27 protein-coding genes are annotated in these 24434 nt (G+C 54.9%); 13 read left to right on the forward strand and 14 right to left on the reverse strand.

Annotated elements, in window-relative coordinates; translation table 11 throughout:
- Positions 1-60 precede the first annotated feature (60 nt).
- Positions 61-765 carry a hypothetical protein gene (locus OEZ10_03360; GenBank protein MDH5632011.1) on the reverse strand — a complete coding sequence of 235 codons (705 nt, stop codon included), beginning with the start codon at positions 763-765 and terminating at the stop codon, positions 61-63.
- Positions 766-852: 87 nt separating this feature from the next.
- Here OEZ10_03360 and OEZ10_03365 point away from each other — a divergent pair, with 87 nt between their 5' ends.
- The 13 genes from OEZ10_03365 (at position 853) to ptsP (ending at position 10780) form a co-directional block, all read left to right on the forward strand.
- Positions 853-1827, forward strand: coding sequence for a KpsF/GutQ family sugar-phosphate isomerase (locus tag OEZ10_03365; protein ID MDH5632012.1), 975 nt, complete (start codon positions 853-855; stop codon positions 1825-1827).
- Entirely contained in the window at positions 1827-2381 is a 555-nt protein-coding gene (gene kdsC / locus OEZ10_03370) for a 3-deoxy-manno-octulosonate-8-phosphatase KdsC (protein ID MDH5632013.1), read from the forward strand. Before OEZ10_03365 ends, kdsC begins: the two co-directional genes overlap by 1 nt.
- A gap of 6 nt (positions 2382-2387) precedes the next feature.
- The gene (lptC, locus tag OEZ10_03375) at positions 2388-2819 is read left to right on the forward strand and encodes an LPS export ABC transporter periplasmic protein LptC (protein ID MDH5632014.1); all 432 of its coding nucleotides are present in this window, start codon (positions 2388-2390) and stop codon (positions 2817-2819) included.
- Complete coding sequence (gene lptA / locus OEZ10_03380) at positions 2819-3352, forward strand: lipopolysaccharide transport periplasmic protein LptA (protein ID MDH5632015.1); 534 nt, start codon at positions 2819-2821, stop codon at positions 3350-3352. The genes lptC and lptA overlap by 1 nt, the downstream gene beginning before the upstream one ends.
- On the forward strand, positions 3349-4074 hold the full coding sequence (gene lptB, locus OEZ10_03385) for an LPS export ABC transporter ATP-binding protein (GenBank protein ID MDH5632016.1): 726 nt from the start codon (positions 3349-3351) through the stop codon (positions 4072-4074). Before lptA ends, lptB begins: the two co-directional genes overlap by 4 nt.
- A gap of 127 nt (positions 4075-4201) precedes the next feature.
- On the forward strand, positions 4202-5680 hold the full coding sequence (locus OEZ10_03390) for an RNA polymerase factor sigma-54 (protein MDH5632017.1): 1479 nt from the start codon (positions 4202-4204) through the stop codon (positions 5678-5680).
- A gap of 30 nt (positions 5681-5710) precedes the next feature.
- The gene (raiA, locus tag OEZ10_03395; GenBank protein MDH5632018.1) at positions 5711-6037 is read left to right on the forward strand and encodes a ribosome-associated translation inhibitor RaiA; all 327 of its coding nucleotides are present in this window, start codon (positions 5711-5713) and stop codon (positions 6035-6037) included.
- 34 nt (positions 6038-6071) lie between these two features.
- Positions 6072-6530 carry a PTS IIA-like nitrogen regulatory protein PtsN gene (ptsN, locus tag OEZ10_03400; protein ID MDH5632019.1) on the forward strand — a complete coding sequence of 153 codons (459 nt, stop codon included), beginning with the start codon at positions 6072-6074 and terminating at the stop codon, positions 6528-6530.
- Between the two features lie 12 nt (positions 6531-6542).
- Positions 6543-7511: an HPr(Ser) kinase/phosphatase gene (hprK, locus tag OEZ10_03405; protein ID MDH5632020.1), complete on the forward strand. Its 969-nt coding sequence runs from the start codon at positions 6543-6545 to the stop codon at positions 7509-7511.
- On the forward strand, positions 7508-8365 hold the full coding sequence (gene rapZ, locus OEZ10_03410; GenBank protein ID MDH5632021.1) for an RNase adapter RapZ: 858 nt from the start codon (positions 7508-7510) through the stop codon (positions 8363-8365). The genes hprK and rapZ overlap by 4 nt, the downstream gene beginning before the upstream one ends.
- The gene (locus OEZ10_03415; protein MDH5632022.1) at positions 8362-8775 is read left to right on the forward strand and encodes a hypothetical protein; all 414 of its coding nucleotides are present in this window, start codon (positions 8362-8364) and stop codon (positions 8773-8775) included. The genes rapZ and OEZ10_03415 overlap by 4 nt, the downstream gene beginning before the upstream one ends.
- Complete coding sequence (locus OEZ10_03420) at positions 8772-9041, forward strand: HPr family phosphocarrier protein (protein ID MDH5632023.1); 270 nt, start codon at positions 8772-8774, stop codon at positions 9039-9041. The genes OEZ10_03415 and OEZ10_03420 overlap by 4 nt, the downstream gene beginning before the upstream one ends.
- Complete coding sequence (ptsP, locus tag OEZ10_03425) at positions 9041-10780, forward strand: phosphoenolpyruvate--protein phosphotransferase (GenBank protein ID MDH5632024.1); 1740 nt, start codon at positions 9041-9043, stop codon at positions 10778-10780. The genes OEZ10_03420 and ptsP overlap by 1 nt, the downstream gene beginning before the upstream one ends.
- Before the next feature lie 34 nt (positions 10781-10814).
- Here the strand turns inward: ptsP and OEZ10_03430 are convergent, their stop codons facing one another.
- The 13 genes from OEZ10_03430 to lptE all read right to left on the reverse strand — a co-directional run bounded on the left by OEZ10_03430 (position 10815) and on the right by lptE (position 24433).
- A complete protein-coding gene (locus OEZ10_03430) occupies positions 10815-11219 on the reverse strand; it encodes a WYL domain-containing protein (GenBank protein MDH5632025.1) in 405 nt (134 codons plus the stop codon).
- A 130-nt stretch (positions 11220-11349) separates the two neighbouring features.
- Positions 11350-12702: a magnesium transporter gene (gene mgtE / locus OEZ10_03435; protein MDH5632026.1), complete on the reverse strand. Its 1353-nt coding sequence runs from the start codon at positions 12700-12702 to the stop codon at positions 11350-11352.
- An 82-nt stretch (positions 12703-12784) separates the two neighbouring features.
- The gene (locus tag OEZ10_03440; GenBank protein ID MDH5632027.1) at positions 12785-13591 is read right to left on the reverse strand and encodes a carbon-nitrogen hydrolase family protein; all 807 of its coding nucleotides are present in this window, start codon (positions 13589-13591) and stop codon (positions 12785-12787) included.
- A gap of 19 nt (positions 13592-13610) precedes the next feature.
- Positions 13611-13967: a hypothetical protein gene (locus tag OEZ10_03445; protein ID MDH5632028.1), complete on the reverse strand. Its 357-nt coding sequence runs from the start codon at positions 13965-13967 to the stop codon at positions 13611-13613.
- A gap of 3 nt (positions 13968-13970) precedes the next feature.
- Complete coding sequence (locus tag OEZ10_03450) at positions 13971-17840, reverse strand: YhdP family protein (protein MDH5632029.1); 3870 nt, start codon at positions 17838-17840, stop codon at positions 13971-13973.
- A 13-nt stretch (positions 17841-17853) separates the two neighbouring features.
- On the reverse strand, positions 17854-19338 hold the full coding sequence (gene rng / locus OEZ10_03455) for a ribonuclease G (GenBank protein ID MDH5632030.1): 1485 nt from the start codon (positions 19336-19338) through the stop codon (positions 17854-17856).
- 18 nt (positions 19339-19356) lie between these two features.
- Positions 19357-19956: a Maf family protein gene (locus tag OEZ10_03460; GenBank protein ID MDH5632031.1), complete on the reverse strand. Its 600-nt coding sequence runs from the start codon at positions 19954-19956 to the stop codon at positions 19357-19359.
- Positions 19957-20002: 46 nt separating this feature from the next.
- Entirely contained in the window at positions 20003-20470 is a 468-nt protein-coding gene (rlmH, locus tag OEZ10_03465) for a 23S rRNA (pseudouridine(1915)-N(3))-methyltransferase RlmH (GenBank protein MDH5632032.1), read from the reverse strand.
- Between the two features lie 23 nt (positions 20471-20493).
- Positions 20494-20844, reverse strand: coding sequence for a ribosome silencing factor (gene rsfS / locus OEZ10_03470; GenBank protein MDH5632033.1), 351 nt, complete (start codon positions 20842-20844; stop codon positions 20494-20496).
- Between the two features lie 22 nt (positions 20845-20866).
- Positions 20867-21499 carry a nicotinate-nucleotide adenylyltransferase gene (nadD, locus tag OEZ10_03475; GenBank protein ID MDH5632034.1) on the reverse strand — a complete coding sequence of 211 codons (633 nt, stop codon included), beginning with the start codon at positions 21497-21499 and terminating at the stop codon, positions 20867-20869.
- Between the two features lie 12 nt (positions 21500-21511).
- Positions 21512-22768 carry a glutamate-5-semialdehyde dehydrogenase gene (locus OEZ10_03480; GenBank protein ID MDH5632035.1) on the reverse strand — a complete coding sequence of 419 codons (1257 nt, stop codon included), beginning with the start codon at positions 22766-22768 and terminating at the stop codon, positions 21512-21514.
- Positions 22769-22875: 107 nt separating this feature from the next.
- The gene (gene holA, locus OEZ10_03485; protein MDH5632036.1) at positions 22876-23916 is read right to left on the reverse strand and encodes a DNA polymerase III subunit delta; all 1041 of its coding nucleotides are present in this window, start codon (positions 23914-23916) and stop codon (positions 22876-22878) included.
- Between the two features lie 10 nt (positions 23917-23926).
- A complete protein-coding gene (gene lptE / locus OEZ10_03490; protein ID MDH5632037.1) occupies positions 23927-24433 on the reverse strand; it encodes an LPS assembly lipoprotein LptE in 507 nt (168 codons plus the stop codon).
- Position 24434 lies beyond the last annotated feature (1 nt).

The following is a 24434-nucleotide window of genomic DNA, read 5'->3' on the forward strand; positions in this document are numbered from 1 at the left end:
GTTTGGCAGATATTTCCCGTCCGATACCACTGAACAACAGTCTACATCATATACTACGGGTCAAACACCCATTAACTCGGCAATGGTGCGCGCCTGTTCGGCAGATCGCGCCGCTCCCGGGCCTTCAAACAACAATACCGCTTGCCTGGCTTCACCCATCCAGTGATCAAGTCGGGCGATTATTTCACGCTGCCGCCTTGAATCAGTCGCTTGACTGATTGCCAGCAGGAAGTCGCCACACGATTCCGGCTCATCCGTATCATCAGCAATCCACGCTACCGAAGCTCCGTGTGTGCAAACAGACTGGCGCACCATCTCGTCAGTTGACTGGCTCGCCGGCAGTATCACAGTTAACGACGATGTTTCGAGTAATGGTTTAATCCATCCGGGGTTGGCAAGCTGCTCAGTGGTCGGCACCGCCACTATACCTATAATATGATCGGCAAGATGATCGAGCGCTGTCATTGGCAACGACTGTCCCCGTATCAATAACTCTATACACTCCTCATCAAGCTCGGGGACAAAGACAAATCCGGGATCAACATCTTCCAGCCATTGTTGGCATAGCTCGGCACCCGCTGATCGCCATTGCCCGGAAGACAGCATTACTGCCCGGTGCATGTTACTGTAATAACACAACTGCCATTCCTCGGGTGTGCCGTCATCGTAATAGCCGACGCACGCACCCTCCGGCGACCAGTCCACGGCGCCGATCAACAGCTCGTAAGGTCCCGGTCCCCGTCGGTTGGTGACTGCCTGGTTCATTGCCAAGGTATTGTTCCAATGATCATGGTTTTGTCCGCGGGTCTGTTATACTCCGCCCGAACAATACTACACAACGACGTCAAACCTATGAGCCAATCAATACGATTTCAGGATCATGCCCGCGCCGTAATAGAGCTGGAAGCCGATGCCCTGCAGGCGCTGTCCAGTCGCATCAATGCCGATTTCGATCAAGCCTGCCAGATACTGCTGGAAACCCGTGGCCGCGTAGTCGTGGCAGGAATGGGGAAATCCGGCCATATTGGCGGGAAAATCGCTGCCACCCTGGCCAGCACCGGGACTCCTGCCTTTTTTGTTCATCCCGGCGAAGCCAGCCACGGCGATCTCGGCATGATCACCCCGGAAGACAGTGTTATTGCCATTTCCAATTCCGGCGAAACTGACGAAATCCTGACCATCCTGCCCATCATCAAGCGCATGGGCGTCAAGCTCATTGCCCTGACCGGGGGCCTGAAATCAAGCCTGGCCAGGCAAGCGGACGTCTGCCTTGATGCCGGTGTCGAGAAGGAGGCCTGCCCGCTCAACCTGGCGCCCACTTCCAGCACCACGGTTACACTGGCGTTGGGTGACGCCCTGGCCATAGCGCTGTATCGTTCCCGGGAATTCACCCCGGAAGATTTCGCCCGGTCTCACCCGGGGGGCAGACTGGGTCGTCGGCTGCTGATGTACGTCAGCGATGTCATGCATACCGGTGATACCATTCCGATGGTCGGGGAGAAAGCCAGGCTCCAGGAGGCATTACTGGAAATGACCAGCAAGGGCCTGGGCATGACCGGCATCATCGATGCCGACAAAAAGTTGCTGGGCATATTTACTGACGGTGATCTGCGCCGGAATCTCAATCGCGGCGTAGACCTGTACAATTCGGCCATCGTTGAGCTGATGACAGCAAACCCCATTACGACGCAGCCGGACAAACTGGCAGCGGAAACCGTGCAGCTCATGCGCGAACGCAAGATTAACGGCCTGATTGTCGTGGATGATTCCAACAAGGTAGTCGGCGCCCTGAACATGCATGATTTACTGAAGGCAGGAATTGTTTAATGACTGAGATTATCCCGCTTCCTTTTGCGGTCAGCGACGAAGTCCTTGAGCGCGCAAGCAAGGTCCGGCTGGTACTGTTTGATGTTGACGGTGTCATGACTGACAGCAGCCTGTTTATTGGCGATGACGGTCAGGAATACAAGGCATTCAACTCGAAAGACGGTCACGGTATCAAGATGATGCAACGCACGGGCATTGATGCCGGCATCATTACCGGCCGCACATCCGAGGTAGTCAGGCACCGGGTCCGGGATCTCGGCATCAAGCACGTATTCCAGGGCTGCGCTGACAAGCTGCCTGTTTACGAACAGCTGATCAAGGACCTGGGCATATCCGCAGACCAGACAGCTTTTGTTGGCGATGACGTGGTTGATCTGCCCATTATGCTGCGGGCCGGCCTGGCCATATGTGTTGCTGACGGTCATGCCCTGGTCAAACAGCACTCCCACTGGGTCACACCAACCAATGGTGGTCGCGGCGCAGTACGTGAAGTGACTGAAATGATGATGTTTGCCCACGGCAAATACAGCTCCACCATGGAGCAGTATCTTTAATTATCAATGAAAGCCGGACAGAAACGCTTTGCCCAACTGATGCTGGCCGCCGGACTGGCGACCATTGCCTGGTGGGCAATGGACAACCAGATCGGCACTCACGACGCACCATCCCTGTCCTCGGCCAACCTGCCCGACTACACTATCGATAATTTTTCCGCTACCCGCCTCAATGCCAACGGCACGCCTCGACACCAGTTGTCTGCGGATCATTACCGGTATTTCGCCGTTAACGATTCTGCCGAACTTGTCAGGCCGCACCTGGTGCAATACAGCCAGGGTAATGCCCCCACGCATACGCGCGCCGATACGGGAACGCTGAATCCCAAACAGAAATCTATTGTGATGCGTGGCAATGTGGAAGTGCGCCAGGGCAAGCAGACAGAACGGGGACCGATCCAGTTACGTACCAATGAACTCACTGTCGAACTGCAATAATGCGCGGAATAACTGCTCATAGTCTCGCCGCCTTTGTCCTGCTGAGCCCGGTATTTATCGGCTCGACTGGTGCAACCGAGACGGCAGGGAAAAGAAACCTTGTCCCGATTTCGGTTTCAGCCAACAAAGTCAGCTATAACCAGAAACAACAACTTGCCGTGTACACCGGCCAGGTCAGGATCACCCAGGGCACCATTCGCTTCCAGGCTGATCGGGCCCGGACCCGTGGCAGCAATGGACCGAGACCCCAACGCATCCTGGCCTGGGGCGCACCGTTGACGGTATCGGACAAGTCCGGCGAAAAATCGGTCCACATCGAAGCCAGTGAGGCTGATTACAATACCGATTCTTCAATGCTGGTGTTAACCGGGAGAGTGCGAATAAACTACGATGGCGACGTGTTCGAATCGGAGCGGCTTTTCTATCACCCGCCTTCGGGTCGTCTATGGTCCAGCGAGCAGGGCAATGCCGGAAAATCAACCCCGGTTACGGCCATCATCAAACGTAAATCAGCACCGGGAAACACTCCGTGACAACCTTACAGGCTGAACACCTGGCCAAAAGCTACAAGGGCCGCGAAGTGGTCATTGATGCCTCCATCACGGTCGCAGCAGGCGAAATTGTTGGCCTGCTGGGTCCGAATGGAGCCGGCAAAACAACCTGTTTCTATATGATCGTGGGCCTGATACAACCGGATGCCGGTGTCATTTCGCTGAATGGCCAGGATATCACCTCGCTGGCCATGCACAAGCGTGCGCAAAAAGGCCTGGGCTACCTGCCCCAGGAACCCTCGGTATTTCGCAAGCTGTCTGTTGAAGACAACATCATGGCCATTCTGGAAACCCGGCCGGACCTGGACAGCAATGAGCGCCAGGAGCGCCTGGACGCGCTGCTGCATGATCTGCACATTACCGAGCGGCGCAAAAACCTGGGTATCAGCCTGTCTGGGGGTGAACGTCGACGTGTCGAAATCGCCCGGGCGCTGGCGACCGAACCCAGGTTCATTCTGCTCGACGAGCCATTCGCTGGCGTCGACCCGATCTCGGTTATCGAAATTCAGCAACTTATCCGACATTTGCAGAGCAAACAGATTGGCGTCCTGATTACGGATCACAATGTTCGTGAAACCCTGAAAATCTGCGATCGCGCCTACATTCTCAGTAATGGCCACATCATGGCATCAGGCTCGGCCGAACAGGTGCTGGCAAACGAAGACGTCAAGAAAGTCTACCTGGGTGCAGATTTCCGGCTCTAGGCCAAGCAAGGTTTTACAATCGTTTTAGAAAGCAGCCAGCCCGACCATGTTCTTTCCCTGATAAAATCGACTACACTCAGGACATAAGCAAATTGCATACCAATTTCAGGCATATCACTCGGCAGGCATGAAACCAACTCTGGAACTCAAACTCGGTCAGCACCTGACCATTACACCGCAGCTTCAGCAGGCAATCCGGTTGTTGCAATTGTCATCCCTGGAACTGCAACAGGAAATCCAGGAGGCCCTCGAAACCAACCCGTTACTAGAAGAAGAAGAAAGTATCACCCTGGACAAAACCGACCAGTCCCTGGACGCCGACTTCACCCCTGATACCGACCTGGAGGCAACCGACGACCGAATGGATCACGTCGGCCCCAGCGAAAACGATATTTCTCCTGAAGATCACGAATGGCAACAGGCCAACGACTTCACGAGCAGCAGTACCAGCAACCGGGCCGATGGCGACGATTTGCCTGACCTGGAGTCGCGCAACAGCGCTCCCGAGTCCCTCCGGGACCATCTTGAATGGCAGCTGCATATGACCCCCATGTCAGCACGCGACCTGGAAATCGCCTACACCCTGATCGATTCCATCAATGATGATGGCTACCTCAGTACAACTATCGAAGATATCGCTGAAACCGTAAGCCATGATCTGCCCAAAGACGAACCGGTGGAAATCGAGGAAGTGGAAGCCGTGCTGCACCAGGTTCAGAATTTTGACCCGCTGGGCGTAGGCGCAAGAGACCTGGCTGAATGCATTCAAATCCAGCTTCGACAACTTCCGACCGATACCCCCTGGCTTGATGCGGCACGATCACTTGCCACGACGGAGAATCTGGCCACGCTGGCCCGTCGGGACTCCAACCTGTTGAAAAAGCTGACAAAACTCAGCAATGATGAGCTCCAGGGCGCGGTGAGCCTGATCCAGGCCATGAATCCACGGCCGGGTGCCGGCGTCAACGCCCCGCAGGCGGCCTACGTTATCCCTGATGTTATTGTTCGGAAATACAAGGGCATCTGGCGTGTCGAACTCAATGGCGAAGTATCGCCACGTTTGCGGGTCAACGAGTTTTACCACGGCATGATCAATACCGACCAGGCCGGTAAGGACAAAAAATACCTGCAGGAACAGCTTCAGCACGCAAAATGGTTCATCAAGAGCGTCAACAGTCGCAACGACACACTGCTGAAAGTGGCCCGAACCATTGTTGACCGGCAGCGCGCGTTCTTCGACCACGGGCCGGAAGCGATGAAACCGTTGGTGCTGCACGATATCGCTGAAGCCGTGGAAATGCATGAATCAACCATTTCCCGGGTCACCACCAATAAATATATGCTCACACCCAGAGGGATTCTGGAGTTAAAATACTTCTTCTCCAGCCATGTCAGCACCAGCGATGGCGGCACCTGTTCAGCTACGGCCATTCGCTCCCTGATCAGAAAGCTGGTAGAGGAAGAATCACCTGACAAGCCCATTAGTGACAGCAAGATAGCCAAGCTACTGGAGGCGGAAGGAATTAACGTTGCACGGCGGACCGTGGCCAAATACCGGGAGTCCATGAATATACCGCCGTCCAGCCAACGCAAAGCCCTGGTTTAACAGACCGGAATACGAAACAGGAGAGGTAGAATGCAAATTACAGTTACTGGTCAGCAAATGGACGTTACCGAGCCGCTTCGCAACTACGCGACGGAGAAAATGGAGCGCATCGAAAAACACTTTGATCATGTAACCACTACCAATATCGTTCTGCACACGGAAAAGAACCGCCATCTCGCAGAAGCTACCATTCACGCTACCGGTACCACGATTCACGCCAACGCCGAAGGTGATGACATGTACGCAGTTCTCGACTCGCTGATCGACAAGCTGGATCGCCAGGTCATCAAGCACAAGGAAAAACTGACGGACCATCGCCGCAGCGACGGCAGCCTGCACAAGAAATCGGCTGTCTAGCGCCGTTTCGACTTAGAAAGGAAATCGCCTTACCATGTCGCTTTCCGAACTGGTGTCGCCCAATCGCGTTGTTCTTGGACTGGAAGTCTCCAGCAAGAAACGCCTGCTGGAGCGCATGGGGGAATTGCTGCACGAAGACCAGCCTGAACTGGACGTGCATACTGCATTTCAGTCGTTGTTTGAGCGCGAACGGCTGGGCAGCACCGGCATTGGTCGTGGTGTTGCCCTGCCTCACGGACGAATGGCCGGACTGACACAGGCTGTTGGCGCCTTTGCCGTGCTGCACCAGCCCCTGGATTTTGAATCTGTTGACCAGCAACCGGTACAAATGGTGTTTGCACTACTGGTACCGGAAGAAGCCAACGAAACCCACCTGCAGATACTTTCACAACTCGCACGATTGTTTGACCGACAGGACTTGCGAGAACAGTTGCTTCGTGCCCAAAATAGGGAACAATTATACGAAACACTGACGCAACCAACACAAGACTGAACAGGAACAGGGGTGATTACCTCAGACACGCTCAACAGCCCCAGCCTCACTGCCACCGACCTGTTTCAGGCCGAGGAAACTCAGCTATCACTGGAATGGCTGGCTGGCAAGGATGGTGGACACAAGCTGCTCGAACCTGCGACCGCTAAGTATCCCGGCATGGCCCTGGTGGGACATTTGAACTATGTTCATCCCAACCGGGTTCAGGTACTCGGAGATACCGAGGCCGAATACCTGAACAACCTTGACGCCAAACGTCATGCCGAACTTGTCAATGACCTGTGCAGTTGCCCGAAAACCGCGGTCATTGTTCTGGCGACAAAGAACCAGGTGGACGGCTTGCTTGATCGTGCAAACCAGACCGCGACCCCGGTATTTCGCTCACCGTTGCCAAGCCCGGTTGTTATCGAATACCTGCAATACTTCCTGACCCGCGCACTGGCGCCACGACTGACGGCACACGGTGTCTACATGGAAGTGCTGGGCATGGGCGTATTCATTACCGGCGAGAGCGGTATAGGCAAAAGCGAACTGGCACTTGAACTGCTTAGCCGCAATCATCGACTGATTGCCGATGACGTCACCGAGTTCGTCAAGGTCGGTCCCGATGTTCTTGTTGGCCAGTGTCCCGAACTGCTCAGCGATTACATGGAGGTTCGCGGCCTGGGCATAATCAACGTCCGCACCATGTTTGGCGAAACTGCCGTGCGTCGTCGCAAACGTCTTCATCTTATCGTCAACCTGAAACAACTGACCAGGGACAATGCCGCCAAAATCGACAGACTCCAGTCAGAACAACTGACGCGCAACCTGCTCTCCAGCGAGATACCCGAGGTGATTCTGTACGTTGCCCCGGGACGCAACCTTGCCGTGCTGGTTGAAGCTGCAACCCAGGCTTATATTCTCAGGACACGCGGAATCAATCCGCTCAGTGACTTCGTGGACAGGCACCAGAAGGCGCTCGAAAAGAACGGTCAATGAAACTCTATATCGTCAGCGGCCTGTCCGGCTCAGGAAAAACCATTGCGCTCCAGGTCCTGGAAGATATGGGGATGTATTGCATAGACAACCTGCCTGCCGCCCTGCTGCCAGCACTGGTTGGCCAACTGCTTGTCAACAACAAGGATAGTCGATCATTGAATGCCGCCGTGGGGATTGATGCGCGCAACCTGACCTCCCTGGAAACAATTCCCGAAGCACTTGATGAGTTGAAAGCCCTGGGCGCGGAACGACATATTATTTTTCTCGAAAGCGAGGAAAACATTTTGCTGCGCCGCTTTCGTGAAACCCGGCGCAAGCATCCGATGATCGGGGAAACTGACTCGCTCACCAACAGTATTCGCCTGGAGCGGGAACGACTGAAACATCTTTCACTGGCTGCAGATATTCGCATTGATACTACTCATACAACGCCGCATGACCTGCGACAACTGGTTCGCGAGTTCGTCAATCTCAGTCACCAGCAGGGTGTTGTACTGGTATTTGAATCGTTTGGTTTCAAGCATGGCGCACCGCTGGATGCTGACTATGTCTTTGATGTGCGCTGCCTGCCCAATCCTTACTGGCAATCGGAATTGCGCAGCCTGACCGGGCTAGACGAAGCGGTAATCAATTTTATGCATGAGCACGAAGAAGTCTCGCAAATGAAAGATGATATCGCAGGCTTCCTGGAGCGCTGGCTGCCGGGATTTATACGCGAACAGCGTAGCCATATCACCATCGCTCTTGGCTGCACCGGTGGCCAGCATCGCTCCGTGTACATGGCTGAACAGCTTGCGAAACATTTCTTTGAAAGTGGTACCACAACCCAGACACGACACCGGGAGTTGCCATGATCAGCCTCGTGCTCGTCACCTATGAAGGCATAGGCTCCCAGATGATAGAAGCCGTGGCACATGTGCTGGGTTATCGCCCCGAAAACCTGGAAGCATTGCCCGCCACGCACAATGAAACTCCCGAGTCCCTGGCACCAAAACTTGAAAGTGTAATCAACCGGCTTGACCGTAAAGATGGTATACTGATACTGGTTGATTTGTATGGCACTACCCACAGCAACGTGGCATCCCGCTTTATAGCCGGGGATGAAGTCAGGATGATTGCCGGGCTGAATCTGTCAATGCTGGTTCGCGCCATTACCTACCGCAATGAGGACATGACCAGGCTGACAACCAAGGTTCACGACGGCGGCCAGGAAGGGATACGGATGTGCAACAAACTGGACAATTACAGCGACCTGATACCATGAACTGCCGCACTACAACTATTGTCAACAAGCTGGGCATGCACGCCCGCGCATCAGCAAAATTCGTTGAAACGGCTACAAGATTTCAGGCCGACGTCACCATCAGTCGCAATGGCCAACTGGTAAACGGCAAGAGCATCATGGGGCTGATGATGCTGGCCGCGGCAAAGGGAGCGGAAATCAGCATCTGTGCAGATGGCGATGACGAATCATCGGCACTCGAAGCATTGTGCACACTGGTTGATGACTATTTCGGGGAATCAGAATAATGCTCTCGCTTCACGGAACCGGTGTAAGCAGCGGTATCAGCATAGGCAAGGCCCATGTACTGACACTTGAACGACCCATTGTTCCGCACTACAACGTCCCGGCCACCCTGATTGAATCCGAAATTGAACGCTTTATGGCGGCGGTCAATGCAACCCGCACGCAACTGGAAGATATCCGGGACCACATTCCCCGGTCAGCCCCCTCGGAAACAGCCAGTTTCATCAACACGCATATTCTGATTCTAGATGACCAGATGTTATCAAAGGAACCCGTCGACACCATCCGGAAACTGCAATACAACGCCGAATGGGCCATCGAAATCCAGGCTGAATCACTGACGCGTCGATTTGAAACCATTGATGACCCCTATATCAGTAATCGCAAAACCGACATCAACCAGGTTGTTGATCGTATCCTGAGAAACCTGTTGGGGCAGGAAGAAACGGATCACACCGAGATCCAGGCCGGCACAATAATTGTCGCCACCGATCTGACTCCTGCGGATACCGTGCTGCTCAAACATAACAAGATACGCGCCTTTGTTACTGACCTTGGTGGCCCGATTTCGCACACCGCCATCCTGGCCAGGTCGCTCAACATTCCGGCAATCGTATCGGTACATAACGCATCGCGCTTCATCCGCAATGAAGAAGAAATCATTGTTGATGGAAAGCGCGGTGTTGTCATTGTTGGTCCGAGCAAGAAGATTCTTTCGGAATATCAACGACAGCGCAAGCATATTGCCGCGTTGCGCAAGGAACTGGAAAGCCTGCGCGCAGCCAGATCCGTATCGCTGGATGGCATCAAGGTAAAACTTGAGGCCAACATTGAATTGCCGGCTGACGTCAAGGCCGCGGAAAAAGCATCAGCTGCCGGTATCGGCCTGTATCGAACAGAATTCCTGTACATGAATCGAGCCGCACCGCCGAAGGAAGACGAACAGTTTCGTGCCTACACCAAGGTGATCAAGGCCATGGGTAACAGGCCAATCACCATCCGCACGCTCGACCTCGGAGCCGACAAGCAGGTAGACAGTAGCAGCAGCAGTGAATCCGCCGTTTCTGTCAACCCGGCACTGGGACTTCGCGCCGTCAGGCTTTGTCTGCATAACACAGACCTTTTCCGGCCACAGCTAAGAGCGATTCTGCGGGCATCGGCCTACGGCAAGGTTCGCATGATGATTCCGATGATATCCAGTCTTGATGAACTGTTTCGCGTACTGGATCTTATCGACGAAACCAAGACTGAACTCAAACGCGAAGGCAAGAAATTCAACAAGCGTATACCTGTCGGCGGCATGATCGAGGTACCGGCAGCCGCTGTCGCTGTTGATATCTTCGCACCATATCTCGATTTTCTGTCAATCGGTACCAATGACCTGATTCAATACACGCTGGCAATAGACCGCGCGGACGATTCAGTCAACTACCTTTATGACCCGTTGCACCCGTCCATACTCAGATTGGTCGCAAATATTATTGATACCGGCAAGCGCGCCGGTATCCCGGTATCAATGTGCGGTGAAATGGCCGGTGATCCCCGCTATACAAGACTACTTCTTGGCCTGGGCCTGACTGACTTCAGCATGCACCCCGCCAGCCTGCTTGATGTTAAGAAAATTGTTCGCGAGAGTGACACCCAGGCACTGCAAAAACATGCCAGGAAAGTGTTGCGTACAAGCGATGCCCGGGCAATCCATGGCCTGGTTGATGAGCAGAACGAAAACCCGGGGTTTTGATTACACCCGGCCAGCAACAACAGTCCCTAGAATTTCAGAAGTAACGTCGCGCAAACTGCGGCTTGGGCGGACCCATGCTGTGCAGTTCTTCAATCGCATAGGTGAAATGCATGCCTGATTCTTCCGCAGCCATCAGGAGCTTTCTCTGGTAGCGCTTCTTGTTGGCTGAATAGCCTTCGGCGACCCTGGGGGTAAAGTGGTCTGGCAGCACATTAATGGCTGTAATCTTTTTGACACGAAACGGCCGCCAGAACGGGGCCGGCCGGCCTGAAGCCGAGAAACCACGCAGTTGAAAGCCATCCACGGTAAGTTCGTCGCGCTCATTCAGGTACAGGGCATGCGGTTCGATTACACGAATATCTTCCTGGCCACGATACCGAATCGCCAGGCAATGCCTGTCCTGGATGGCTTGAGCGATTAATTTGTCGATTTTTTTCATCGAATTGAATCCCGTCAGGATCAAAAATATCGCATAGACGCCTATCGCGGAACAGTCTCGGCAGACCAATGGTCGTTTTCAAACCCTAGGCGCACCCGGTGCCGGCAGGTTTGCAGCGACCGAGACGATGTTACATAAGCATAAGCGCGGCCAATCCGAGAAATGTCAGAAATCCAACAACGTCGGTTACGGTTGTGAGGGCCACGCCGCTGGCCAGTACCGGGTCAATTCCCATCATACGTACAGCAATGGGAATTACCACTCCGGCCAACGCGGCGATAATGAGATTGATTACCATGGCCAGACCTATCACAACACCGAGCATAATATTGTCAAACCAAAATACGGTGATTACACCGATTACCATCGCCCAGATAACACTGTTAAGCACCCCGACCATCAGCTCGCGAACCAGCACCCTGCGCACCGTGGTATCCGTAACAACACCGAGAGCGATGCCGCGCACTACCAGGGTAACGGTCTGGATACCGGCGTTGCCACCCATGCTGGCAACGATTGGCATCAACACGGCTAGAGCCACCAGTTGCTGTATCGTACCCTCAAACAAACCGATTACCCACGAGGCCAGGATTGCTGTCAGCAGGTTCACACCCAGCCACACCGATCGGTTACGGGCACTTCGGCCCACTGGCGCGAATATATCTTCTTCGTCGCGCAGACCTGCCGCAGCCATAACCGAGTGCCCCGCCTCATCGCGAATAACATCAACAACGTCATCAATAGTAATTCGGCCAACGAGCCGGTTGTTTTCATCCACGACCGGCGCAGTAATCAGGTTGTAGCGTTCGAAGGCAGCGGCAACATCTGTATCCGGTGACAGCACATTGAATTTCACCACGTCCGTCTTCATGGCCTCACTGACACGCATACCAGGATCATCGGTCAGCAGCGTCGACAGATACAATACACCGGTAAGATAACCCTTTCGATCTACTACAAACAGCTTGTTGGTATCAGCGGGTATCGAACCCAGTTTCCGCAGATATCGTTGCGCCACACCGAGCGTAATATCTTCCCGAACAGTTAGCACGTCCACGTCCATGAGGCCGCCAGCCGTATCCTCGGGATAGGCCAACACTGCATCAAGCTGGGCACGGCCATTCTTGTCCAGTACAAACAGCAGGCGCGATACGACCTCTTCCGGCAGGTCGGGTATCAGGTCGGCAATATCATCCGTATCCAGGCGACCGATTGCCTGGACCAGCACGGCTTCATCCAGAGGTTCCAGCAAGCTCGGGCGCACACCCTCCGCCACCTCGGCGAGCACCTCACCCATATTCTCATGACGCACCTGCGGCCATACTTGCGACCGCTGGGACGGGGGCAAGGCTTCGAGAACATCGGCAATATCCGCAGGGTGCAGGGAATCAACGACTTCATTTAGTCGTTCAGGCGACTCTGATTCCAGTGCCGCCAGCACCTGCTCCAGGTAGTCTGCTTGTGAGGTACTTGAAGTTACCACCTGCTCACCACCGATCCAATGGAATTGTTTTTACCGGCTGCCTGACCGGGCAGGCAGGCTTTCTCCGGCCGGGGCGCGTACGCTATATGCGCCGATGATCGATACTTGGAAGACTGCGCCTGGCGCGAACCAGGCGTTCACGTTCGTAGTCGGCGACCACGACGCCCGAACCGCGCGCCAACCGGTCCAGGACCTTGCCCCAAGGAGACACGATCATGCTGTCGCCATGGGTTTCGCGACCATTAATATGATACCCGCCCTGTCCAGCAGCGATGACAAAACCCAGGTTCTCAATGGCGCGTGCACGAACCAGTGTTTCCCAGTGCGCCTTGCCGGTAATTTCAGTAAAAGCCGCCGGGATGCTGAACAACTCCGCTCCCTGGTCAAGCATCTTTCGATACAGCTCCGGAAACCGGATGTCGTAACATACCGACATGCCAAGGCGTCCGAATGGCGTATCCACAACCACAACATCCTTGCCGGCCTCTATCGCCGCCGATTCGTTGTACTGCTCACCATTCTCAAGCGCAACATCAAAAAGGTGAATCTTGTCATAACGGGCGACACACTCCCCTTTGTCGTTATACAGCAATGATGCAGCCCTTACCTTGTCCCTGGTTTCAGACCATATGGCGATCGTACCGCCGACGATCCAGACCTGGTGTTTTTTTGCCCTGGCAGACAGAAAATCCTGCACCTGGCCGGTTCCAAAATCCTCGGCACACGCCAGCCGTTCCGCTTCGCGCGCAGGAAAACAGGCAAAATTTTCCGGCAACACAATGAGCTTGGCCCCGGCTTTTGCAGCCTGGTCTACCAGGCGACCCGCCTCGATCAGGTTGGCACCCACGTTGGGGCCTGATGCCATCTGTATTGCTGCTACTTTACTCACTAATCACTACCTCTTCGCATTATCTTTTTTGCGTTTCAACCTGGAGTCGATCAGGCTCCACCACCCCGATTTCTGTCGCAATCCTGAGTCTTTCGATACCCATGGCGACCAGCCATTGCTCCAGTTTGCCCGCGTATTCCTGGGACCTATTATTACCATAGATAATACGAACATAGGTATCGTTACCTGAACCAAGACCGGAAAGAACAGGCGCCAACCCGGGCAAACTTGTCAGCTGGTCGGCACCGGTGATCTTGTCCAGGTCTGACAGCTGCAGACTGACCGGGGCAGGCTCTACAGCCAAGGCAGCTACTGAAACTACCAGGCCCGCGCCACCCAAAAGCCGGTACCAGAACCGGGCGGTGTTGTGCGCCATCTTCTAGTCCCCCTGTTTCTCGTCACGCGACGAATCGGACAACTGCCGAATCTGTGGCTTGTCCCAGGTTCCCTGCACCATGTAGGTGATCTTGGATTTGCTGGCGATATCCTTTTTAAACAGGCGATTGAACAGCAAAATGGCTGCACCCACCTGGGGCACACCAAGCCCCCAGCTGGCAAACGCCAGTGTATCTGAAAAACTCGGATTTACACCGACAACAAAATCATAATCTTCAGTGGCCACTCCGACGCGGCCGCTCGCGACCATGTCGGCTGACGGCCCCTGCATCCGGAAATCCCGCGTATACAGATGTCCACGTTCAACATCAAACGTTCCCTTGACGAGGTCAAACACATAGCCGGATTCAAAAATAGTACTGAAATCCAGGCGCGCATAACGAGAGAAAGCCCCAAGGTCAAAGACTCCCAGCATTTTGCCGGCACCTTGTTCCAGCTTGATCAGGCTGCCTGATTCGACCTTGATATCAAATTTACCGGTTGCGTTATTAAAACTGTACTCATCTGCATCCATCCACGCCAATTCCGCGTTCAGATGCGCCTTGCCAGATTTAACCTGGCCAGGCATACCCAGCCTGCCCAGCGTCTCGCCAAAATCCTTGCTGCTCGCCACCAGGGATAACTCACCAAAACCCTGCGCCCCCATTCTCTTGAGTTCTGCCCATGCGGTCGCATCAAGAAACTCGTCCCAAAAGCGTACATGATCCACACGCCAGCCATTGCTGATCGGGACCGCTTTCAGCTCGGCCTCGCCGAAATTCCGGTCGCCGTATCGAAACACGCGGCTGCTGATGCGAGTACGCGGCAGGTTTCGTGGATCAACAGGGCCATCCGGATCACGGTATGTTTTATCCGGAATAGACAGGAAATCAAAACTGGCGTTCAGTTCGGCCGGTTCACGGGAGCCGAAATAGTCCAGCCTGCCCTGCGCGGCGGTGCCTGCAATCAATGCCCTCCAACCGGTCAGATGCGGTTTGATATTGATTGTCATTTGTCCCAGTTTCCGGTCAAACAGGCCGACATCATCAGTAACCAGGCTCATCGAATCAAACAAGGCAGGAGCAGGAGCGCGGCCGGCCGTCATATCAGATACCTGTTTGCGCCAGGCATCCAGATCCAGTTCTTCGCTGCGCAGCTTTACGTGAATCCCGGGAGCAGCAGGCAGCTGTGCATCTCCACCAACAAATACCTGTGTTCGATCGTGACGCCAGCGGTCTCCACGCCTGGTCAACCGCGTCACCGTTGATGCCGTTCCGGACAACGATGACCTGATCAGGTGCTCTGATTCATTCAGCACGTCTGACTTTATCGTTAACCCGGTTTTTGTTCCGGCAGGCTTGGCTAATGGTACAGGCATTGACGACGACATCGCGTCCAGTTCCGCCTGCAGATCCAGCCTGGGACCGGCTTTATCAATGGTGATATCACCCTGCCACGAGCCTGTTCCCTGCAGATAAGGTCTAATAACACTGGCGTAACTGTCGGCGACCCCGTTTGCTGTCAGCGTGCCGGACCCTTGCAATAACACGAGCCGATCACCTGATGCGCTACTGTTGTTAGACAAGGTCAGGCGGGACTCACCGCCCAGCGCGCTCAATGAGAATCTGCCGTCGACTACACCACCCTGGTCAAAATGTGCAATGCCATTGATGGCTGATGCTTCGAGACCAATAGCATTGAGTCGCGCAAACACAAAGTCCGGGCGATACTCGCCATACAAGTGAAAATCCGATCCCTCGGATGGATCGAAATCCAGGGAAAGTCGTATCACGCTGTTACCTGCAAGCGATACATCCGGAAACGCCTTCGCCCAGCCACCTGCTATCGGCGCGTTACTCACCTGCCTGATCAGGGCTGCCAGTTCACGGCCACCTGCATTAACGCGCCCATCGATAAACAGGCGCCTGCCCTGGTCATCCTTGAAATCTCTCGCAGTCACGGAAACCTGGCTGATATTCATATCATTGATCAGGCCATCATTCGCCGTAACGGTCATGGATGAGCCGCTGAAAAACAGTCGCGTATCAAGTTTCTCAACGGCAGGCCAGCCGTCAAGATACTTCAGCACGCCATCCCTGATATCCACGAAAACTTCAAAACGACCATTATTGTCCCTGAACGGGAAATCATTCAGGTAACCCTGATACACCGCATGTCCGCCGACAACCCGGCCATCCTTTATCGCGCCATCAAGCCACGACAACAAGGCCGGCTTCAACAGGTTTACCGGAAAGTATCGTCCGGCGCGCTTTCCGTTTCCGGAATCAAATTTCCAGCGAGTCTCGAGGTAAGGCGAATTTTCTTTCTCGGTGGGCGTACGAAACAGACCGCCGCCATGCACGTTCATGTCGCGATTGGCAACATCTATCCCGTTGAACTCAATCTGCCAGTTGTTCTCAAGCTTTGTCCACTTGACTCGTCCTTCAAGATTGTCCAGTTCAATGGGTTGCCGGAATACATCCGGTAAATTGATACTTCCATCGATTGTCTTGAGGTTCAGCTGCACACTTGTTGCATCTGCACGCACCGCGCCATCGATACCGGAAATGCCGGGCAAACTTCCGCTGCTGAGCCAGCCGAGATTATGAAAGCCTGCCGACACTGAAAAGACAGAACGGTTATCAAGAGAATCAGGCAAATGAAATTCAAGGTCATGAATATTGCCGACCGGTTTCAGCTGGTCCAGTGAAATGGTTTCGAGGTTTGCAAGACCCAGGGACTGGGCCAGTACCGCCAGGTCTGCAATGTTGACAAAGCCGACACGAGCGATGGTTTCATTCTGTCGCCTGGCCACCCAAAGATGATCGGCATTCCAGGGCTTTCCGGCAATTCCAAGGGTCAGGCGCCTGGCTTCAAGCACCCAGGCCTCGCCAGCACGGCGCCAGACGATATCGGTATCAATGGCATTGATATCGAGACGGGCGGACCGGCCGACATCGGCCTTGATGTTCTGGCCAAACAATCGGCCCTGAAATACGCGGGGCTTGCCAGCCGATACTTCGGCGCGAAACACCAGGTCAAACCTGCCGGCGATTTCTCCGGGCAGCAATGATCGAAACACCAGCGGCAGGTTGGCGGGCTGAAATCCGGAAGCTTCCGTATATAACCTGCCGTGCCAGGTTATCGGTTCGTCGAGCTTGCCGGCTACATCCGCAGAAAAACTGCAGGTGCCGCAAAAATTATCCGGAAAGATGCCACCGAAGGAAAGCTGATGGCGTGTGCCGTTACTTTCCAGGCGCAACTTGGCGCGGCTTACGACAAATGGTTTCTGATCCCGGTATTGGTCAAGCCAGCTTATACGGCTGCGTTTGAACTCGAGCACACCCAGGCGAGAAACAATATCATTAATATCCGGTTTGGCGGCGACTTCTTCAATGGTCGTTTCCCTGGCCTCGCCCGTATTACCGGTTCGAAACTCGAGACCACCAACCCACCAGCGTCCACCCTTGTCGCGACGGAAATCCAGATTGGTCTCATAAATTGTCAGGCTGGCCAGGCCGAGTCGCGCCGACAGCAACGACGTCAGCGACAGAATGGCGCGAACCCGCTTTGCGCCGACTATGGTGTCTCCCGACGTGGTGGCCACCCGGAGATCATAAAGATCAACCCCGGGAATAAATCCGTCCCAGACAATATTGATTCGCTCCGTGGAGATATCCAGGCCGGCGCGCTCCGAGATCAGCTGCTCGATATCACCCTTGTTCTGCAACAGGTGGGGCAAGCCGGCACGCAGACCAAAAAACGCGACAACGGCAACGATAACCAGGCCGACCAGGCTGTAACCTGCAAAACGACCGACAACAACTGACCATCGGCCAAGATGAAATCTGAATTGTGCGTCACCCTTGTGCATGATTCATCGGGCCCTACATCAGCACAACATCATATTGTTCCTGGCTGTACAGTGGTTCCACCTGCAAGTGAACCGGCTTCCCGATAAATTCCTGCAGGTTGGCGAGACTGGCTGCCTCCTCATCCAGCAACAGGTCCACCACCAGTTGCGATGCCATGACCATAAACTTGTCCGTATCAAACTGGCGCACTTCACGAAGAATTTCGCGAAAAATCTCATAACACACTGTTTGCGGCGTCTTCAACACACCGCGCCCGGAACAAACGGGGCATGGCTCACACAGAATATGTTCCAGGCTTTCGCGCGTACGCTTTCGTGTCAGCTCCACCAGGCCAAGTGGCGAAATCTCTGACATGTAAACCTTGGTGCGATCCCGGGACAATGCCTTTTCGAGTGCTCGTAATACCTGTCGCTTGTGATCCTTGTCGGCCATATCGATGAAATCAATGATGATCATGCCACCAAGATTCCTCAGTCGCAGTTGTCTTGCAATTGCCTGCGCCGCCTCCAGGTTGGTCTTGAAGATGGTTTCTTCCAGGTTTTTTCTGCCAACGTAGGCGCCGGTATTGACATCTATGGTAGTCATGGCCTCGGTTTGATCGAGGATAAGATAGCCTCCTGACTTGAGCATGACTTTTCGCTCCAGCGCCTTCTGAATCTCATCCTCAACCGAGTACAGATCAAAAACAGGCCGTTCACCGGGGTAATACTCAATACGACCCTTGACCTCGGGTATGAATTCGCGGGCAAACTCCAGTGCCTTGTTGTATGTCTCGCGTGAATCAATACGAATCTTCTCGACATTATCCAGAACAATATCGCGCATGGCTCGCAACGACAGTGACAGGTCCTCGTGGATCAACGTGGCACCGCCGGTGGACTTTATCCTTTCACCGGCAACGCTCCAGACACGCTGCAAATATCGTATATCATTTTTGATATCTTTCTCTGTTGCTGTCTCGGATGCAGTGCGCAGGATATAGCCACCACCACTTTCACCAGACTCATCCAGGACCGCAACAATGGTATCTTTCAGGCGAACACGCTCTTCCTCGTCCTCGATACGCTGGGAGATTCCAATATGATCAGTACCCGGCAGGTATACAAGATAGCGTGCCGGCAAGGTAAGGCTCATTGTCAGGCGCGCGCCCTTGCTGCCAAGCGGGTCCTTGACGACCTGCACCACGACTTCCTGGCCTTCGCGCAACAGTGTGGCAATAGGAGGAACATCAAAAGAAGTACCTGCCTCTTCGCTGTCACCCAGTTTCAGGGAAGGCTTGACATCAGACGCATGCAGGAACGCGGCTCGCTCCAGCCCGATATCAACAAACGCAGCCTGCATACCCGGAAGTATCCGGACTACCTTGCCTTTATAAATGTTGCCGACAATTCCGCGATTGTCGCTGCGCTCAATGTAGACTTCCTGGAGTACGCCGTTTTCAACTACGGCGACACGCACTTCCTGCGGTGTGACATTGATCAGAATTTCTTCGCTCACGATACCTTGCTACCTGTTTCACAACTTCATAAACGTCATCACCTGCTGCAACAGGCATGCGGTCTCGTACAAGGGCAACCCCATAACGCCGGAGTAGCTGCCTTCAAGCCGGGAAATATAGGCAGCGGCCTTTCCCTGGATACCGTAGGCGCCGGCCTTGTCTGCCGGCTCCCCGCTGGCCCAATATTCATCGATCCGGGATTCGGTCATGGCTGCAAACTGCACCCGGCTGACCTGCAATGCAGACCAGCTATGATCAGCATATATTATAGTAACGGCGGTTAAAACCTCGTGGGTCCTTCCGGCCAGAAGATGCAACATGGCCAGGCCGTCTTCCCGGTTGGCCGGCTTTCCCAGTATGCGGTTATCGACAACCACGACAGTATCGGCGCCCAGGGTCGGCAGGCGCTCCAGCCCCCTCTCCTCCCGCTGCCGGTATACATCTTCAGCCTTCTGTCGCGCCAGCCGACTGGCATAATCGGCAGCGACCTCGCCCGGCAAAAGGGCTTCATCGGTACCCGACACCATAATGTCGAAGTCGACACCAATCTGCTGCAGCAATTCCTGTCGCCGCGGCGAAGCCGAAGCCAGGCAGATTTTCGGTGGAAAGTCGGTCATTTTGCTAGAGCAATTCGATGGTTAACGTGAGGCCGAGTCTGTTTCACTAGCGGTGATATGGCAAGCCGGCGAGAATACTCCAGGCACGATAGGCCTGCTCGGCCACCACCACGCGGACAACCGGGTGAGCCAGGGTCAATGCCGACAGCGACCAGCGCGCCTCCGCGCGGTTCAGGCAATCTTCGGTCAGGCCTTCCGGGCCACCAACAAGCAGAGCTAGGTCGCGCCCGTCGTCCATACAGGACCGGACCCGGCCTGCGAGCATTTTCGAATCCAGGGATTTGCCAACCCGGTCCAGGGCCGCCACCCAGGCACCCCGGGGTATAGCTGCCTGCAGCCGCGTCGCCTCATCTTCGAGAATTCGCCTGATATCGGCATTCTTGCCACGCTTTCCGGCCGGGATCTCCTTCAGCTCCAACCGGCAATGTGGCGGCATACGCTTGCTGTATTCTTCCCAGGCCTGCTGGACCCAGGCTGGCATTTGTGTGCCAATTGACAACACCAGGATGCGCATATCAGCCTTCGAACGAAATCACGTCAGTCGTTACGCGACGAAATCTCGCCTGCCTCACCCCACAGCTTTTCCAGCTGGTAGAACAACCGGGTATCAGGATGCATGACGTGGGCGATGACATCGCCATAATCAAGCAGTACCCATTCGCCGTTGCGACGACCTTCAGTGCCAATAGGCTTGATGTTATGCTCGTCGCGCAGCGTTTCGACCACGCGGTCCGCCACTGAACTGACGTGACGACTGGATGTACCGCTGGCAATAACCAGGTAATCGGCCACGTCTGATATGTTGCGCACGTCCAGCACCTTGATATCAACGCCCTTGGCGTCATCAATAGCCTTGCTGATGAGTTGTTGCAGTTTTTCCGGATCCATTAACTGTCCTGTATAGTCATCGTCATAAATAAAGCTTGTGTTCGCGGATATATTGAATCACTGCAGCGGGCACCTGCGCGGAAACATTGTCACCGCGGGCAATGGCTGCGCGCACATCACTGGCCGCAATCGCCTGTTCCGTTACCGTTTGCAGGCAGATGCAACCGCAGCGCCTGCTTGCCAGCATCGACACGTCATCACAAAAACGTGATGTCATCCACACCGGCATATCCTCCTTGCTGATTACATAGCCTGGACGTGACATGGCAACAACGTGGCACAATTCGAACATCTGTTGCCACTCGTGCCATTTATCCAGTGTCATCAGGCTGTCAGCGCCCACCAGCAGGCACAACACCTGGTCATCAGCCAGTGATTGACGCAGGTAACGCAACGTATCGACCATGTAGGAGGGCCCGTCACGATGATACTCGCAATCATCAACAACAAATCCTTGCTGGTCGCGGACTGCCAGCTGCACCATCTCCAGCCGCGCCCTGGCCGGGGCAACAGGCGCCTGGCGATGCGGCGGTTGCGCTGCCGGAACAAAGCGCACTTCACTCAGTTGCAGCGCAGCATAACTTTCCAGCGCGGTGCGCAAATGCCCGAAGTGAACAGGATCAAAGGTACCGCCGAAGATGCCTACCAGTTCCACCGTGCGGTCACTTTACTGGCGAATGTGGCCATCACCCAGCACGATAAATTTCTGCGACGTCAGTCCCTCAAGACCCACCGGCCCGCGAACATGCAGCTTGTCAGTACTGATGCCGATCTCGGCGCCGAGCCCGTATTCAAAACCATCGGCAAACCGGGTTGAGGCATTAACCATGACTGAACTGGAGTCCACTTCACGCAGGAATCGTCGGGCAGTTGCATAGTCCTCGGTAATAATGGATTCCGTATGACCGGAACTGTGTCGCTGCAGGTGATCCAGCGCTTCATCAAGACCGGATACAATCCTGATCGACAGGATTGGCGCCAGGTACTCTTCATCCCAGTCTGCATCTGTTGCAGCAACAGCATTACTGACCAATGCCCGGGTTTTGTCACAACCACGAAGCTCAACACCCTTTTCCGTATACATGTCAGCGAGTTGCGGCAATACCCTGGCGGAAACACTTTCCGCCACCAGCAATGTCTCTGTGGTATTGCAGGTACCGTAACGCTGGGTCTTGGCGTTAAACGCAACCTTGATCGCCTTGTCCACATCAGCTTTGTCATCAATATAAACATGGCACACGCCGTGCAGATGCTTGATCACCGGTACACGGGCATCACGACTGATGCGCTCGATCAAGCCCTTGCCGCCGCGCGGTACAATCACATCAACAAAGTCCTCCATGGTAATAAGCGCACCTACCGCTTCGCGATCGGTTACTTCCACCACTTGCACCAGCTCCTGCGGCAGCCCGGCACTGGCCAGGCCTTCGCGTATGCATTCGGCGATAGCGCAGTTGGAATGAATTGCTTCCGAACCACCACGCAAAATGGCGGCGTTGCCTGACTTGAGACACAGTGCTGCAGCATCGGCTGTCACGTTGGGGCGCGACTCATAGATGATGCCAATGACGCCCAGCGGGACGCGCATCTTGCCCACCTGGATCCCGGAAGGCCGGTAACTCATATCGGTGATTTCACCAACCGGGTCCGGCAAGGCAACAATCTGGCGTATACCTTCCGCCATGGCGACAACACGATCAGCATTCAATTCAAGACGATCGAGCAAGGCTGCATCCAGACCACTGTTTCGACCCGCTTCCATATCGCGTGCATTTTCTGCAATCAGCTGATCAGCGCGGGCTTCAATCGCAGCGGCCATGGCCAATAGCGCGGCGTTCTTGGGATTGGTCTCGGTGCGCGCCAATACTCGACTGGCGTCACGCGCCTGTCGACCAAGTTTTGTCATGTAGTCAGCTATGTTCATTGTCTTTTCTGCAGTATGGGTTGTCATGGTCTTGTCCACGACCCGTTTATATCAAGGGGAATCCAGCCACGCTATCATAGCTCATCTGTACGCACGGCGCCGGGCATTTATGGCTTGGGCGCCACCAGGCTCAATGGCAATCCGGCAAGCGCCAGCGCCAATGCTTCCAGTGCCTGCCAGCCGTTTTGCCATGGCGCACGACCCGGTCGACCCTTAATCACCCTGTCCACCACGCCTGCCAGGCAAAGAAGTTGCTGGCAACTGTCCAGTGAGTGACGCTTCAAGCCCTGCCTGACCAGCGCCTGGCGCTTGTCCCAGACGCGATACTGTTGAAACAATTCGGCTTCCGACTGGCCGCCGGCACGGCCATTGGCGATCGCAACCAGTTGGCGAATCTCCCGGGTCAGCGCCCAGTTCACCAGCACCGGTGCCGCGTTTTCCGATTGCAAGCCGACAATCATGCGCCGAACTGCATTGGCATCCCCGCCCAGGCACACGTCGACGAGCCGGAAAATATCAAAGCGCGCGTTGTCGCTCAGGCTTGACTCGATGGTCGCCAGCTCGATACGGCCCTGGTATTCCAGCGCCAGCTTTTCGATCTCCTGTGACGCCGCCAACAGGTTGCCTTCAAAATTCCATGCCAGCTGATCCAGCAGACCCTCACCCGGCTCAAGGCCATGCATTCTCATGCGTTGGCGCAACCAACCGGGCATTTCCTGTGACGATACCGGGTACACGGTCAACCAGGCGCCCGCGGCATCCAGGCTCTTGACCCACTTGGTACGCTGAACTTCCGGCTCCAGTTTGCCGGTGATTACCACCAGCACCGTATCTTCGGGTGGATTTTCAGCCAGTTCTACCAGGGTCTTGCCACCGGTATCGCCGGGTCGACCGCCAGGCATGCGCAACTCAAGCAGGCGACGCTCGGCAAACAATGACATGGACTGTCCTGCCTGCTGCAGCCGACTCCAGTCGAAGCCGGTTTCAACCGTATACACCTCGCGCTCAGCATAGCCCTGCTCATGAGCCGCCTGCCTCAATGCCTGGCAGGCCTCTTCCAGCAACAGGGGTTCGTCACCGCTCATCAGGTATACCGGTAATAACGGCGATTTGAAATGTGCGTCCAACTGGTTCAGGTAAAGTCGCATGACTTGCGCCTCAGGGTTCGGTACGCAAATGGATCAGGCGTGCGATAACCTGGTCAACAACAGTTGCACGCAACTGCTCTTGCAAGGCTTCTTCCTGGCGCGACATGCCCAGGGCGTCCCGCGAGTCATAACGAAAATCCTGCTGCGCATAAACTGCCTGTGGCGGAATAACCGCTTTGCCATCCGCACCATCGAGCTGGTATGTCAGCCTGTACACCAGAACATAATCCGTTGCCGTACCGGTCAGCGGGTTCACCGACAATACGCGCCTTTCCATCAATTCCGATTTCAGTTTCAACGAAGCTGCGTTCTTTTTATCAGACAGGCTGACGCCGGCACGTTCGACCAGTGCATTTTGCAGCATGGAACTGACCAGGCTGCCCTTGAGCCCGCCTTCATCCACGCGCATGGCCTGATACGCCGGTGCAATAGCACCGGAGCGGGTGCCACGCAACTGGAACCCGCACGCTGTCAAGGCAACGGTCAGCAAAATAATTCCGGACAAACGCAAGTTCACT

This window comes from Gammaproteobacteria bacterium (genome assembly GCA_029880545.1).
In the GTDB taxonomy this organism is placed as follows: domain Bacteria; phylum Pseudomonadota; class Gammaproteobacteria; order Acidiferrobacterales; family SZUA-150; genus JAOUOD01.